The sequence below is a fragment of the Embleya sp. NBC_00896 genome (assembly GCF_045207785.1).
In the GTDB taxonomy this organism is placed as follows: Bacteria; Actinomycetota; Actinomycetes; order Streptomycetales; family Streptomycetaceae; genus Embleya.
Map to the genome: position 1 here is coordinate 5,821,404 of NZ_CP108776.1, position 14,022 is coordinate 5,835,425.

12 protein-coding genes and 1 pseudogene are annotated in these 14,022 nt (G+C 72.3%); 5 read left to right on the forward strand and 8 right to left on the reverse strand.

All coding sequences use genetic code 11. The features are described 5' to 3' along the window. The first annotated feature begins 63 nt into the window (after positions 1-63). A complete protein-coding gene (idi, locus tag OG928_RS26375; RefSeq protein WP_406288059.1) occupies positions 64-615 on the forward strand; it encodes an isopentenyl-diphosphate Delta-isomerase in 552 nt (183 codons plus the stop codon). 69 nt (positions 616-684) lie between these two features. On the opposite strand, the gene OG928_RS26380 is transcribed toward idi, so the two are convergent. The 3 genes from OG928_RS26380 to OG928_RS26390 form a co-directional block, all read right to left on the reverse strand. Beyond that, entirely contained in the window at positions 685-1,686 is a 1,002-nt protein-coding gene (locus tag OG928_RS26380) for a hypothetical protein (RefSeq protein WP_406288062.1), read from the reverse strand. 104 nt (positions 1,687-1,790) lie between these two features. Next, the gene (locus tag OG928_RS26385) at positions 1,791-4,166 is read right to left on the reverse strand and encodes a transketolase-like TK C-terminal-containing protein (protein WP_406288063.1); all 2,376 of its coding nucleotides are present in this window, start codon (positions 4,164-4,166) and stop codon (positions 1,791-1,793) included. A gap of 159 nt (positions 4,167-4,325) precedes the next feature. After that, the gene (locus tag OG928_RS26390) at positions 4,326-4,754 is read right to left on the reverse strand and encodes an SRPBCC family protein (protein WP_406288065.1); all 429 of its coding nucleotides are present in this window, start codon (positions 4,752-4,754) and stop codon (positions 4,326-4,328) included. Positions 4,755-4,966: 212 nt separating this feature from the next. Here OG928_RS26390 and OG928_RS26395 point away from each other — a divergent pair, with 212 nt between their 5' ends. The 3 genes from OG928_RS26395 (at position 4,967) to OG928_RS26405 (ending at position 8,433) form a co-directional block, all read left to right on the forward strand. Continuing rightward, a complete protein-coding gene (locus tag OG928_RS26395; protein WP_406288068.1) occupies positions 4,967-5,974 on the forward strand; it encodes a hypothetical protein in 1,008 nt (335 codons plus the stop codon). A 97-nt stretch (positions 5,975-6,071) separates the two neighbouring features. Continuing rightward, positions 6,072-7,613 carry a class I adenylate-forming enzyme family protein gene (locus OG928_RS26400; RefSeq protein WP_406288070.1) on the forward strand — a complete coding sequence of 514 codons (1,542 nt, stop codon included), beginning with the start codon at positions 6,072-6,074 and terminating at the stop codon, positions 7,611-7,613. Positions 7,614-7,623: 10 nt separating this feature from the next. Further along, positions 7,624-8,433: an aldose 1-epimerase gene (locus OG928_RS26405; RefSeq protein WP_406288073.1), complete on the forward strand. Its 810-nt coding sequence runs from the start codon at positions 7,624-7,626 to the stop codon at positions 8,431-8,433. Between the two features lie 44 nt (positions 8,434-8,477). Here OG928_RS26405 and OG928_RS26410 read toward each other — a convergent pair whose 3' ends face one another. After that, positions 8,478-9,443 (reverse strand): DUF5996 family protein, encoded by a 966-nt coding sequence (locus OG928_RS26410; RefSeq protein ID WP_406288075.1) that lies wholly within the window; start codon positions 9,441-9,443, stop codon positions 8,478-8,480. 153 nt (positions 9,444-9,596) lie between these two features. Here OG928_RS26410 and OG928_RS26415 point away from each other — a divergent pair, with 153 nt between their 5' ends. Continuing rightward, positions 9,597-10,646 (forward strand): FAD-dependent monooxygenase, encoded by a 1,050-nt coding sequence (locus OG928_RS26415; RefSeq protein WP_406288077.1) that lies wholly within the window; start codon positions 9,597-9,599, stop codon positions 10,644-10,646. A gap of 34 nt (positions 10,647-10,680) precedes the next feature. Here OG928_RS26415 and OG928_RS26420 read toward each other — a convergent pair whose 3' ends face one another. From OG928_RS26420 to OG928_RS26435, 4 genes and pseudogenes are all read right to left on the reverse strand, one after another. Next, entirely contained in the window at positions 10,681-11,661 is a 981-nt protein-coding gene (locus OG928_RS26420; protein ID WP_406288080.1) for a zinc-binding dehydrogenase, read from the reverse strand. A 237-nt stretch (positions 11,662-11,898) separates the two neighbouring features. Continuing rightward, a pseudogene (locus OG928_RS26425) lies at positions 11,899-12,180 on the reverse strand (NAD(P)-dependent oxidoreductase); the annotation flags it as partial. 59 nt (positions 12,181-12,239) lie between these two features. Then, positions 12,240-12,374 (reverse strand): hypothetical protein, encoded by a 135-nt coding sequence (locus tag OG928_RS26430; protein WP_406288082.1) that lies wholly within the window; start codon positions 12,372-12,374, stop codon positions 12,240-12,242. Positions 12,375-12,434: 60 nt separating this feature from the next. Continuing rightward, on the reverse strand, positions 12,435-13,892 hold the full coding sequence (locus OG928_RS26435) for an amino acid permease (RefSeq protein ID WP_406288084.1): 1,458 nt from the start codon (positions 13,890-13,892) through the stop codon (positions 12,435-12,437). Positions 13,893-14,022 lie beyond the last annotated feature (130 nt).

The following is a 14,022-nucleotide window of genomic DNA, read 5'->3' on the forward strand; positions in this document are numbered from 1 at the left end:
CGGCTGTGCGTGACTCCCGCGGCGGATACTGTGCCAGGACAGGCCGGAGAGCAGGGAGAGCACATGGCGCAGGAGCAGCCGGACGGTCGGGTCATGGTCGAACTGGTGGACCCGCAAGGGAACACGATCGGCCTCGCGGAGAAGCTGGAGGCGCACCAGCCGCCGGGTTTGCTGCACCGCGCGTTCTCGGTCTTCCTCCTGGACGACGAGGGCAGAGTGCTGATGCAGCGCCGAGCGTTGACGAAATACCACTCACCGGGCCGCTGGTCCAACACGTGTTGCAGCCACCCGTTCCCGGGTGAGGACCCGCGCGACGCGGTGCTGCGCCGGTTGCACGAGGAGTTGGGCGTCAAGCCCACCACGCTCGAACCGGCGGGGCTGGTCACCTACGACGTCACCGACGTGGTCTCGGGGCTGGTCGAGAAGGAGTTCAACCACCTCTTCGTCGGCGTGGTCGGCAGCGAACTCGGGCTCAACGCCGAGGAGGTCGACGAGGTCGCGTTCGTGCCGCTGGCCGAACTCGACGCGTGGCTGGGCGAACACGAGCACACGGCGTGGCTGAGCGCGGTGCTCGGCCCGGTGCGGGAACCACTCGCGGCACTCGCCGCACGCTGAGCGAAACGCCGACGGGCGGGTCCGGTGCCTCGGCATCGGACCCGCCCGTCGCGCGTCACCTCACACCGGTCACGCCTGGGGTGGCTTGGTCCCCTGCTCCGGCCAGGTCGGCGCGGGCGGCGGGACCAGTTGGGTGCGGTCCGCCTTCGGGGCCGGGCCGCCGAAGATGTACTCGGTGCGCAACAGCCGTACCGCGCCGGTGGGTACGCCCTTGTCCACCACGGTCGTGCTCAGTTCCGAGTACGCGGGCAGGTGGGTCGTGGGGTCGAGCCAGAACACCGCCCGCACCGGCGACGCGCTCTGCTTCGAGAGGTTCTCCACCAGGTAGGGCGACTTGGTGTAGTCCGGGTTCGCGGTGCGGATCGCGTGCACCAGGTATCCGGTGTTCTCCGCCGAACCACCCTGGCTCTGCTGGGCCTTGAGGTCCACGGTCAGCCGCAGATAGGACTTGCCGCCCTGTTGCGCGGGTTCGACCGCCGCCGGCGTGATCCAGCCGGGCACGGCGGCGATCGCGTCCGCGAACCGCTTCGCCTGCTCCGGGCTCAGCCCGGGCGGCAGCAGGCCGTCGCCGACGAACATGCCCTCGCGGGCCATGTCCACGACGCAAGGCCGTTGCGTGTCGGACCACTTCGCGAGTTGGTTGTTGTAGCTCCACTCCTTGCCGGCGTCGCAGGAGATCCGCCGCGGCTTCGCGGTCGCGGTGGGCTGGGCCGAGTGCTCGGTGAACGCGGCCTTGCCGGCCGCGTCGTACCAGGACCACAGCTCGTCCTTGACCGACGGCTCCTTCGACGTCTCACCGGTCGCCGTGCGGACCCCGTGGTACTCGACCACCTTCTGCGTGGTCGCCGCCGTGACCAGCGCCGCCCACACCGCCTGCGGGTCCTTGTCGCCCTTCCCGCCCGGCGCACCGCTGTTGCCCCCGGTCGAGCCCGCGGTGCTCGCCGCCGGATCCTTCTTGCCCTTGTCGTCCTTGTCGTCGGAGTCGGACGAGCACCCCGTCAGCAGGACGGCGGCGGTCAGGCCCGCCGCCGTCCACCTGCTCCACCGTCGTCCCATGCCCCCGTGTCGCATGCACAGCTCCTCGAATCGTCGGACGCTCCGTCAGCAGCCATACCGTACGCGTGACCGAAACGATCACGCCCGGCGCCCGGGAGGGGCGGTGCGGGCGCGCGCGACTACGCGAGCGAGAGCGCGGCCAGCGCCGCGTTGACGATCGAGCCGGGCAGTAGGTCGTGCAGTTCGTAGAGGTCCTCGATGCGGCCGGTCTGGCCGAATTGGTCGACGCCCAGGGGTACGCACGGCACGCCGAGCGCCGAGCCGACCCAGGCGAGGGTGTGTGAGGACGAGTCGTGCACGGTGACCACCGGGAACCGGTCCGGGAACGCGGTCCGCAGCGCGCCCGGGGCGGACGGCGTGGTCGCGGTGCGGACGCCCTGGCGCAGGGTGCGTTGCCACGCGCCGTACAGCCGGTCGGCCGAGGTGATGTCCACGACGTGCGCGGCGATGCCCTCCTCGCGCAGCTCGTGCGCGGCGGTGAGGACCTCCGGCAGTACCGCGCCGGACGCCGCGAGGTACACACTCGGCGCGCCCGGGAGGTCGGGTGCCTCCAGGAGGCGGTACGCGCCGGCGAGGACCTGGCGGCGCAGCACCGCGTCGCCGAGCCGGATCCGGGCGGCCTCGAACGGCGCCTGGTCGATCGGACGGGTCGTCAGGCGGAAGTAGTAGGCGCCGTTGTCGGGGTCGACGCCGTTGTCCGGGCCGGTCGCGATCCGGCCCACCGCGTCGCACAAGAGCCAGTCGAGGGCGGTCCCGTAGGCGGGCTCGATCAGGGTGGTGCCGGGGAGTTCCAGGCCGATGGAGGCGGTGATGGTGGACTGGTGTGCGCCGCCTTCGGGGGCGAGGGTGACGCCGGAGGGGGTGCCGGCGACGATGAACCGCGAGCCGGAGTAGACGGCGTGGATGAACGCGTCGAGGCCGCGGCACACGAACGGGTCGTACACCGTGCCGATGGGGATGAGTGGTTGGCCGGACAGGTCGCCCGCCAGGCCGAGTTGTTCGAGCAGCAGGAACAGGTTCATCTCGGAGATGCCCAGCTCGATGTGCTGCCCGCTCGGCCCCTCGACCCACTTGACGGCGCTTCCGCCGGACCATGCGCGGCGGTCGGTGGGCGTGAACACGCCGGTGCGGTTGATGAAGCCCGCGAGGTTGGTGGAGGTGGCCACGTCGGGGGCGGTGGTGACCAGGTACGGCGCGAGTGCGGGGTCGCGGGAGAGGTCGACCAGGACCCGGCCGAAGGTCTCCTGGGTGGAGACCGGCTTGGTCATCCGCTGTCCGGTGGCGGGGGTGACGGGGACGCCGAGGGGGCCGGGCTTGGGGTGGCGGGCGAGGTGTTCGCGGCGCTGCCCGGCGAGGATGCCCTCGGGGGTCGCGGCGTCGAAGCGGTCCCACTCGGTGCGCTCGGTCAGGCCGCTCGCGGTGCGCAGGTCGGCGACCTGGTCGGTGGTCAGGAGCGCGGAGTGGTTGCGTGGGTTGCCTGCGAGGGGCAGGCCCCAGCCTTTGACGGTGTAGGCGAAGACGACGCTGGGGCGGTCGGTGACCGCGTCGCAGCGTTGGTAGGCGTCGAGGAGGGCGGCCATGTCGTGGCCGCCGAGGTCGGTGACGAGCGTGTGCAGTTCGGCGTCGGGCACGTCCGCGACGGTGTCGGCGACCTCGGCCGGGGCGCCGTCCAGGAAGTGCGCGCGCACGTCGGTGTCGGCGAGGCCGAAGAGGGCCTGGTACTGCTCGTTGGGCATCGCGTCGATCCACGCCTTGAGCGACTCGCCGCCGGGCCGGTCGAACGCGGCCTGCAACCGGCGCCCGTACTTGACCTCGACCACGTGCCACCCTGCGGCCTCGAACTGGCCGCGCCACTGGTTGATCCGGATGCCCGGGACGACCCGGTCGAGGGACTGCCGGTTGAAGTCGACCAGCCACATCACATTGCCCAGGCCCTGGGTGGCCGGGTCGGCGATGGCCTCCCAGATGTTGCCCTCGTCCAGTTCGGCGTCGCCGAGCAGCGCGACGAACCGCGACGCGGGGCGCGGCCCGAAGTGCGCGTCCACGTAGCGGCGGGTGGCGGCGCCGAACAGCGGGGCGGCGGCGCCCAGTCCGACGGAGCCGGTGGAGAAGTCGACCCATTCGCGGTCGGGGTCCTTGGTCCGGGACGGGTACGACTGGAGCCCGCCCTTGGCCCGGAGGGTGGTCAGGTAGGCGCGGTCCAGGTTGCCGAGCAGGTACTGGATCGCGTGGAAGACGGGGGAGGCGTGCGGTTTGACGCTGATCCGGTCCGGGCCGTCGAGATGGGCGAACCACAGCGCGGTCATCGCGGACACCAGCGACGCCGACGACGCCTGGTGGCCGCCGACCTTGAGCCCGTCGGCGTTCGGCCGGTCGTGGTTGGCCGAGTCGACGATGCGCGTCGCGAGCCAGAGGATCCGGCGTTGGACGGCTTCCAGGACGGGCAGGTCGATGCCGAGCGCGGAGGCGGCGTGGTCCGTGTCGCTGCGATGCATGCTTCACCTCAAGATCGATGCAAGTGGCCGAAGCATACGGCGATCGTCTCACCATTCGATACGCGCGAGAATCGCCCGCATTGCCGTCCGCGCCAGGGTGCCGGGCCCCGGGGCGCGGCGGGGTGCGGACCCGCCCCGGGGCGCCCGGCGTCGTACGGGCTACGCGAAGCGCTCCTGGAGGGCGGTCAGGCCCGCGCCGTAGGTGCCTTCGGCGAAGACCGCCTCGACCGTCTCCACGACGCTGTCGTCGCTCTCGTAGGTGGCCGACCACACGACCTCGCTGCCGTCCGGGTGCGGGTTCACCGCGAGCGTCCCGACGTAGTCGGTGACCGGCAACGGCACCTGGAGCAGGCTGTACGTCATGCGATGCCCGGCCGCGTCGTGGCTGAGCAGCTCCTCGCGCGAGAGCACGTCGCCGTCGATCGCGAACGCCCGGATCGCGCCGGGGGTGTTGGCGTCGCCGCCGCCCTCGATGCTGCTCGGCGGCACGACCGGGTGCCAATCGGCGAGGCCGCCGAAGTCGCCGACGACCGCCCAGACCTTCTCGGGTGTGGCGGCGATCACAGCGGAACGGGAAAACTCGTGCATGACGGAACTCCTGTGGGTTCGAAAATACCGGCGCGGAGATGGGACGATGCAATTCGATTCGGTTTCGACGCCGATTCGATCCGGGTCCGACTGGGGACCGCAATACCAACGGGTGGTTGGTATCCGCCGAATAAATCACCCGTCCGATGTGGGCTGTCTCCTGGACGCGGAAACCACCGGGAGCCTAGAACCGTTGCAGGGCCGAGGGTCGCATGGCGGCGAGCGCCGAGCAGAGCAGAGCAGAAGGGGGCGGCGAGGACGTGTTGTACGGACTTGTGCTGACGGCTTTCGCGGCGGCCATTCTCGTGACCGCCCCCCGAGTCCTGCGCCGCGCCGAACACAGCGGCTTCAGTCCGCGCCATGTCCAACGCGCGTGGCGGGCGGCCGCCGGCGGTGTGCTCGCGTCGTGCGCCCTCGCGATTCCCGTGTACACCCCCGACCTGTGGATCGCCCCGGTGCGGGCGGCCGGCTTCGACCCGCACATCGGGATGCCGCACGTGCCGGTCGCCGCGCAGGTCACGGTCGCCGTGCTCGCGCTGGTCCTGGTCGTGCTCGGGTGGCGCCGGGGCGCGCCGGCCACCCGCGACTACCGGCGGGCGCTGCGGGTCCAGCTCGACCGCCTGGAGAACTCGGCCCCGCTGCTCGACGAGGAGGACGCGGGGCACCCGCGCCTGGTGATCGTCGAGGACGAGGCGCCGCGCCTGGTCCTGCTGCCGTCCCGGCCGCCCCGGGTCGAGGCCACCACGCGCGCGCTCGACCTGCTGCGCCCCGCGGAGCTGAACGCGGTCCTGACGCACATGGCGGGGCACCTGCGCCGGCGGGACGCGCAGTGGATGGTGGTGGCGGACACGCTGGCCGACGCGTACCCGGCGGTGCGGTTCTTCGGCGACTGGGCCGACCACGCGGCCGAGCTGTCGGAGAAGGCCGCGGACGCCGACGTCCAGGGGTCGATCGCGCGGGTCAACCTGCGCCGCGCGATCGTCAAGCTGTCCGGCCCCGGGCAGGCCGGCGGGCCGTTCTGCCCGTGCTTCGCGTGGCCGCAGCAGCGCCAGGAGGAGCTGACGGTGCACCAGGCACACGCCACCGCGCACCCCGAGGTGGCGGTCGCGGGGGTCAAGGTGGGCGCGCCGGTCGCCTCGGCCGGACTGCGGGTGCTGACGGCGGCGGCGCTCCTGGTGCCCTCGGTGATCGTGTTGTCACCGCACTTCCTGTACATCTGAGCGGTCCCGCGCGCCGCCGCGGCCGACGGGCGTGCCCTGTTCGGTCGCGAACGTTCCTGATAGGTATTCGGGACGACCCGGCGAGGAGGGCACGACTGTGACACACACGAGCCTGTGGGCGGCCATCGAGTCGCGGGCGGCCGCGTCGCCCGACGGAGAGCTGATGGTCGACGAGCGCGGTCGGCGGATGACCTACGCGCGGTTCCGGGACGCGGCGGAGGCCACCGCGGCCTTCCTGTACACGCACGGGCTCGGCGAGGGCGACACCGTCACGTGGCAGCTGCCGACCTGGATCGAGTCCGTCGTGCTGGTCGGCGCGCTCGCCCGGCTCGGCGTCGTACAGAACCCGGTGATGCCGATCTACCGCGAACGCGAACTCGCCTTCGTGACCAAGCAGACCGGCGCCTCGCTGCTGGTGGTCCCACCGCAGTGGCGCGGATTCGACTATCCGGAGCTGGCCCGACGCGTGCGCGATCGTGTGCACGGCCTCGAAGTCCTGGTCGTCGACGGTCGGCTGCCCACGGGCGATCCCGCCGTGCTCCCGCCCCCGCCGGCCGTTCCCGCGACGCCCGCCGACGCCCCCGTGCGCTGGTACTTCTACACCTCCGGCACCACCGCCGACCCCAAGGGCGCCCGGCACACCGACGCGAGCATCATGGCCGCCGGGGTCGGCATGGCGGACCGGATCGGCGCCGTCGCCGGGGACCGGGTCGCGCTGGTCTTCCCGTTCGCGCACATCGGCGGCTGCACGACCTGGCTGACCGCGGCACTCACGCACGGCGTCACGCTGATCCTGACCGAGGCGTTCCACCCCGAGGAGACGCCCGCACTGCTGCGCCGCGAACGGGTCACGCTGGCCGGCGCGGGCACGGTCTTCCACCAGACCTGGCTGGCCGCGCAGCGCCGCAGACCGGCCGGCGACCCGCTGTTCCCGGAGCTGCGCAGCTGCCCCGGCGGCGGCGCGCCCAAGCCGCCCGGGCTGCACCACGACGTCAAGAAGGAGCTGGGCGGCGCCGGGATCCTGGCCGGTTGGGGCCTGACCGAGGCGCCGATCCTGACCATGGCCGGCCCGGGGGACTCCGACGACGCGCTCGCGCACGCGGAGGGGCGGCCCACGCACGGCGTCGAGCTGTCCGTGGTCGGGCCGGACGACGCGGTCCTGCCGCTCGGCGCGGAAGGCGAACTTCGGGCCACCGGTCCACAGTTGATGCGCGGCTATGTGGACGCCGCGCTCGACGCCGACGCCTTCGACGCGGCCGGGCGGTTGCGGACCGGCGATCTGGGCCGGGTCGACGCGGCCGGCAACGTGTACATCACCGGCCGGCTCAAGGACGTCATCCTGCGCAAGGGCGAGACGATCAGCGCCAAGGAGGTCGAGGACCTGCTCAGCGCGCACCCCGCGATCGCCGAGGTCACGGTGATCGGATTGCCCGACCCCGAACGCGGTGAAATGGTGTGCGCGGTGATCGTGCCGGCGGATCCCTCGATTCCGCCGAATCTGCGTGATATCGGGGATTACCTGTCCGGACGGGAACTCATGCGGCAGAAGTTCCCGGAACGCGTCGAGATCGTTCCGGTGCTGCCTCGGAATCCGGCCGGAAAGGTCCTCAAGAACAAGCTCAAGGAACGCTACGCGTAATCTGCCGAGCATGATCGACGGCGAAGTGTGGTTGCGTTCCGAAGGCGCCGAGGCGCTGATCCTGCCGGCGGCCGGCTGCCGGCTGGGCTCCCTGCGCGCGCACGGGCTCGAACTGTTGCGGACGGGGGGCGAGCACCCGGCCGAGTGGGGCAGCTATCCGATGGCGCCGTGGGTGGGTCGGATGGGCGGGGCGCGGTTCGAATTCGACGGCTCCGTGCACGAGTTCCCCGCCGACGCGCCGCCGCACGCGCTGCATGGCCTGGGCTATCGGGCCGGTTGGAAGCACATGGGCGGCGACGCGGAATCGGCCGTCTTCGAGCTGGTGCTGGACCACCCGTGGCCGTTCGCGGGCCGGATCGAGCAGACCTTCACGGTGCTGCCGGACGGGCTGGTGACGACGCTCCGGATCGAGTCCGACGAGGCGACGTTCCCCGCGCAGGCCGGCTGGCATCCGTGGTTCCGCCGGGACCTGGGCGTCGGCGGGCCGCTGCGGCTGTCCTTCGAGCCGGCCTGGCAGGAGGAGCGGGGCGCCGACTACCTGCCCACCGGACGGCGGATCCCGCCGGTCCCCGGGCCCCGGGACGACTGCTACGGAACGCCCGGCGGGCTGGACGCGACGCTGGAATGGCCGGGTGCGCTGCGGCTGCGGATGACGTCGGACTGCGACTACACCGTGGTGTACGACCTGCCCGCCGACCACGTGTGCGTGGAGCCGGAGACCGGCCCGCCGAACGGCCTGGTCGGCCCCACGGCCCACCTGGTCCGCCCCGGCGACCCGCTGACGGCGACGACGACTTGGACGTGGAAGGACACTCGCTAGGGCGTGCCCCCGTGCCGTGCCGTGCCCGCGCGGCGCCCCGGGCTTCAGAGGCCCGCTCGGGACAGGGCGTGGAGTTGTTCGGTGGTCGGGCACCAGTTGGAGCGCAGTTCTTCGGTGGGCCAGCCGGCCGAGGTCGCGCTCGCGGCGAAGTTGGACTGGAGGTAGCCCAGGAGGGTGCGGCGCGGGTCGTCGGCGGTGCGGACCACGTCGTAGGCCAGCGTCGAGCGGGAGCCGTCCGGGAGCCAGGCCGCCTCGGGCGGGGACAGCGGCTGCTTCTCGACCCCGTCGGGCTTGGGCGCGGCGTACGAGTAGTAGGCCGGGTAGGGGAGGCTCGGATCGCCGGCCCAGAAGCCGAACGAGATCACCTCGTGCGAGTACGCCTCGGCGGTGACCGGGTCCACCCCGCTCATCGGCGGCTCGATCCGCTTGCCGGAGAAGCGGGTCAGCGCGAGGTCGAACGAGTGCCAGAACAGCTGCACGGGCGTGGTCTTGCCGTCGAACCAGCCCATGAACTCCTCGAACACGTCCGCCGACCAGTTCAGGATCCGCCAGAACCGCTGCGCGTACTCGGCCCGATAGCTCGCGTGCTCGGTGTCCTCGCGGAACGGCGTGGTCAGATGCGCGATGCCGAACGGCCGCTCCAGGAGCGGTACGTCGATCCCCAGCTCCTCCAGCACCCCGTGCACGTCGATGTCGAACTCGGTCACGCTCAGCCCGTCCACGAGCGCGATCTCGCGCACGTCGCCGCGGTCGGTGCGAAAGACCACGCGGTGGTCGACGAAGTCGAACGCGATGTCGAACGTGACCCCGTCCACGCTCATCCGCCGAGTCGTGAAGCCGCGCGCGTCCACCGTGAAGGTGACGTTCCACCAGTGGTTCTGCGGGTGGGTGGCGGCGAGCTTGACCTTGCCGACGATCTGCGCGAACAGGTGCAGCGTGTCGAGGGTGTCGACCCACGCCTCGTAGGGAAGCTCCGGGAGGTCCACGCGGTTGCTGGAAGGGGTGCCCATGAGCCGATTCTGGCCGCCGGCCGCCCGTCCGTCCCGTTATGCTCCGCCGTCCGAGCCGATCGGGTCGATTCCGAGCCACCCCCCGAACGGGTGACCTCGGCCGGCGCGTAGCCTGCGTGCGACAACATCCCAACCACCCATACAGGGGCACTCGTGCGCGTTGTCGTCGCCGGAGCCGGCATAGGCGGGCTGACCACAGCCCTGAGTCTGCACGCGGCGGGTATCACCGACGTGACCGTGTACGAGGCGGTGGAGGAGATCCGCCCGCTCGGGGTCGGGATCAACCTGCTTCCGCCCGCGGTTCGCGCGTTGACCGAACTGGGCCTGTACGACGACCTCGCCGAGATCTCGGTGGCCACCGCCGAACTGGTCCGCTTCGATCGCCGCGGCAGCCGCGTCCGGAGCGAGCCGTGCGGGCTCGACGCCGGCTACGACTGGCCGCAGTTCGCGGTCCACCGGGGCGAGTTGCAGATGCTGCTGTTGCGCGCGCAACTCGCCTGGCTCGGCGCCGAGTCGCTGCGCACGGGCTTGCGGCTGACCGGGTACGCGCAGACCGCCGACGGCGTCACCGTCGAGTTCACCGACCCCGCGGGCGACACGGTCACCGACGAGGCCGACGTGCTGATCGCGGCCGACGGGATCAACTCGGCCGGCCGCGCGCTGATGTACCCGAACGAGGGCCCCGCGGGCCGGAACGGCCTGGTCCTGTGGCGTGGGACGTCGCCCGCGCCGGCGTTCCTGACCGGGTCTTCGATGATCATGGCGGGCGACGGCGAGCAGAGGTTCGTCGCCTACCCGATCCGCGCGGCCGAGGGCGAGCGGCCGGCGCTGCTGACCTGGATCGCCGAACGCCCGCTGGAGGGCGAACCGCCCGAGCGTGGCGACTGGGACCGGCCGGTCGAACTGGACACGATCACGCGGCACTTCGAGGAGTGGGACTTCGACTGGCTCGACGTCCCGTCGGTGATCGCGAACGCGGACATCGCCTACGAGTACCCGATGCTCGACCGCGAGCCGCTGCCGAGCTGGTCCGACGGGCGCGTGACGCTGCTCGGCGACGCCGCGCACGCGACCTTCCCGATCGGCTCCGACGGCGCGTCGCAGGCGATCCTGGACGCGCGCGTCGTCGCCCGCGAACTCGCCGCGCGCACCGATCCGGTCGAGGCGCTCGAGGCCTACGAGGACCTGCGCCGGTCGGCCTGACGGGGCCGCGCTCGCCCGGCCCCGTCCCGGCCCGCTACGGCGTCAGGACGACCTTGCCCACGGTCTTGCGGGCGAGCAGGGCGGTGTGTGCGTCCGCCGCGTCGGCGAGCGCGAACGTGGTCACCGACGGGGTGAGTTCGCCGGCCGCAGCGGCCGCGAGGGCGGCCTCGGCGAGGGCCTTGATGCCGCCCGGGCGGTTCGTCATCCGCGGGCCCAGCGGGTTCTCCGCGGCCACTCCGACGGCCGCCGCGGCCTCGTCCAGGCCCGGGACCGGCGCGCCCGAGGACCAGCCGTACGTCACGATCCGGCCGCCGCGCGCGAGCAGGTCGAAGGCGTCCCGGCCGATCGCGCCGCCGACGCTCTCCAGGACCACCGTCACCGGCCGCCCGGCCAGCTCGCGGCGGACCGTCCCGGCCCAGTCGTCGGCGGTGTAGTCCACCGCGACGTCGGCCCCGAGCGCGGCCACCGCGGCCACCTTCGCCGCCCCGCCCGCGACCCCCACCACGACCGCGCCGACGTTGCGCGCGGCCTGGACGAGCAGGGTGCCCAACCCGCCGGCGGCGGCCGTGACCAGGACCACGTCGTCGGCCTTGATCGCCGCGACCTCCAGGATGCCCAGCGCGGTCCGCCCGGTGCCGACCATCGCCACCGCGATCTCGGCCGGTACGTGCTCGGGCAGCGCCAGCAGCGCCTGGTCGTCGGTGATCGCGAACTCCGCGTAGCCGCCGTTCGCGTTGCCCAGGTGGGCCACCACGCGAGTGCCGACCAGGGCCGGGTCCACCCCGGGGCCGATCGCGTCCACGGTGCCCGCCACCTCGCGGCCGAGCGTGACCGGCAGCGTGGGCAGCGGGAAGGGGCCCTGGGCCTCGCCCGTGCGCAGCATCGTGTCGACGAGGTGGACGCCCGCCGCGGCGACCGCGATGCGGACCTGGCCCGGCCCCGGCTCGGGCGTCGCGACCTCTTCGTACCGCAGGTTCTCGGCGGGGCCGAACTCGTTCAGACGGATCGCGCGCATCGGGGGCTCCCGGGACTCGACGGACAATGTGCGATCAGTCTCGAACCTCAAGTCCCCTTGATGTCAAGGAACTCGTCCGGCGACCCGCCGAACAGGCACGGGATGGACCCCGGATCCGCCGTCCGTGCCCCGGCCGAGGGTCGGCGGGTCGGCGGTGCTCTCGCGGCGCGGCAGGACCCGCGCGCCCGTCCCGGACGGTTCTGGTCCGAAACATCCCCCGATCGGCCCCGCGCCGGGTCAGCCGGCCAACAGGTCGATCACCCCGGTACCGCCTTCGTCGCCGTGTCCGTCGGCGAGCCGGCGCCGCAGCAGCGCCAGGTAGGGGGTCAACAACTCGGTGCCGACGCCCTGTTCCTCGGCCGTGCGCAGCAGCGTCGCGCCGCCCGCGACCTGCATCGCCAGGGTGGACACCACGCCCGTGGTGTAGTCGCCGCTGTGCAGCTGCTCGGCGACCCCGTGCGCGGAGCGGGCCATCGCGGTGAGCCACCGCCGCGCGCGCCGAGCCGCTCGCCGCCCAGGGCGCGACGGTCGCCCGCACGGCCGCCGAGGCGGCCTCGGCTTCGGCATAGGTTTCGGCTTCACAGTTTCGGCTTCCTGGCACCGCCCCGCACCGCACCGGGCGCCCGGCGGGGCCGCGTCACTGTTCGGTCGTCATCGAACAGGCTGAAGCCGGTGCGTTCCGCGACGTCGCCCGGCGAGAGGTAGTCGGCCATGACCGGGATCCTCACATCCCGGGGGTGCTCCGGCTCAACGGGGGTGGGCCGTGGCCCGGTTCAAAACCGTGCCCGCGCCCGTTTGCGCAGCCCGCGCCTGCGGCCCTCGCGGACCAGCGCGAAGGCAAGTACGACGGCCACCACGACCACCGAGGAGAGCAACTGCGGGCGAGCGTCCGCGTCGAACAGCATCAGGATCGAGACCGCGGCGAGCGCGATCATCACGAACCAGGTCAGGTACGGGAACGCCCACATCCGCACGATCAGCCGGTCCGGGTCCTCACGCTCGATTCGCCGGCGCAGGACGAGCTGCGACGCGGCGATGGCGAACCACACGAACAGCAGCATCGCGCCGACCGAGTTCAACAGGTGCTTGAACACCTGCTCGGGCCACCACACGTTGAGCAGCGCGGCGATGAAGCCGAACGCCGAGGACGCCAGCACGGCGACTCGCGGGACGCCGTTGCCGGCCACCCGGGACAGCCGGCGCGGGCCCTCGCCGCGCTTGGACAGGGAGAAGGCCATCCGCGACGCGCCGTACAGCATCGAGTTCAGCGCGGAGAGCAGCGCCGTGAAGACGACGATGTCCATCACGTTCGCGGCACCCGGGATGCCGATGTCCTCCAGGACCGACACGTACGGGCTGCCGAGCCGGTCGGAGTCCCACGGCAGCAGCGTCGCGATGATCGCGACCGAGCCGATGTAGAAGAGCAGGATGCGCCACACGGCCGCGCGCACCGCGCGGGCCACGTTGCGCGCGGGGTTGTCCGACTCGGCGGCGGCGATCGTGACGATCTCCAGGCCGCCGAACGAGAACGCGACCGCCAGCAGCCCGGCGATCACGCCGTCCCAGCCGTTCGGCAGGAAGCCGCCCTTGCCGGTGAGGTTGTCCAGACCGGGTGCGTCGGCGTCGGGCAGCCAACCCATGATCGCGAGCGCGCCGAGGATCAGGAACCCGACGATCGCCAGGATCTTGATCGTCGCGAACCAGAACTCGGACTCGCCGAACGACCGCACCGCGAGCAGGTTCGCGCCGGTGAAGACCAGCATGATCACCAGCGAGAACACCCAGATCGGTACGCCCGGAAGCCATCCGTGCGCGATCGCGGCCGCCCCCGAGGCCTCGACCGCGAGCACGATCGTGACCATCCACCAGTACAGCCAGCCCACCGTGAAGCCGGCCCATCGGCCGAACGCGGCGCCCGCGTACTCGGAGAACGAGCCGCTGCGCGGTACGGCCGCCGCCATCTCGCCGAGCATCCGCATCACGAGCAGCACGAGCACGGACGCGAGCGCGTACGAGATCAGGATGCCGGGCCCGGCGGTGTGGATGCCGGCGCCGGTACTGACGAACAGCCCGGCCCCGATCGCGCCGCCGAGGGCGAGCATCGTCATGTGCCGGGGCTTGAGCGTGTGGCCGAGGTGGTGCGCTTCCTCGGTGTGGGCGACGGGCGGGTGGGCTACAGCCGTGCTGCCGGCCGTACCGCCGACCGGGTCGGGGGTATCCGAACTGCTCATGGGTGGCGCTGATCCTGAGGAAGGGAACGGAGGTGCGAGCAGTCAGTATCCTGTAAGCCTCGGCAAACCATGACAAGCCGTCGCTGTTCGCCCGCTACCGCCCCGGATCACCCCCTGACGCACGGCTCCC